Here is a 630-nt window from a genome sequence, read left to right on the forward strand (position 1 = left end):
TGGCGTTAGATTAGATGTTCAGTTCTCAGGTATCACTAGGTACAACGTACTGACGGTTGCGTTCAGAACTCGGACGAGCACAACACCACACAGCACCGGGGTCACGCGGCCGCGCTGCTTAGAAGCACTTGCGGTGGACGATGCCGGGGCCGGACTCGTCGTATTCCTCCTTCGAGATCCACATCTGCTGGAAGGTGGACAGGGAAGCCAGGATGGATCCACCGATCCATACGGAGTACTTCCTCTCGGGGGGAGCGATGATCTTGATCTTGATGGTCGAGGGCGCGAGGGCGGTGATCTCCTTCTGCATCCTGTCGGCGATACCGGGGTACATGGTGGTACCACCGGACATGACGGTGTTGGCGTACAGGTCCTTACGGATGTCGACGTCGCACTTCATGATGGAGTTGTACACGGTCTCGTGGATGCCGCACGATTCCATACCCAGGAAGGAAGGCTGGAAGAGAGCCTCGGGACAACGGAACCTCTCGTTACCGATGGTGATCACCTGACCGTCAGGAAGTTCGTAGGACTTCTCGAGGGAGGTGGAGGCGGCAGCGGTGGCCATCTCCTGCTCGAAGTCGAGGGCGACATAGCAGAGCTTCTCCTTGATGTCACGAACGATTTCCC

Annotated in this window: 1 protein-coding gene; it reads right to left on the reverse strand. The window is 57.8% G+C overall.

The window, feature by feature from the left end; genetic code table 11:
* Positions 1-118 precede the first annotated feature (118 nt).
* The coding region (locus F0U44_RS23940) for an acetate and sugar kinases/Hsc70/actin family protein (protein WP_223163809.1) at positions 119-630 on the reverse strand (512 nt) is incomplete at its 5' end.

Source organism: Nocardioides humilatus, from assembly GCF_008373755.1.
GTDB classification, from domain to species: Bacteria; Actinomycetota; Actinomycetes; order Propionibacteriales; family Nocardioidaceae; genus Nocardioides; species Nocardioides humilatus.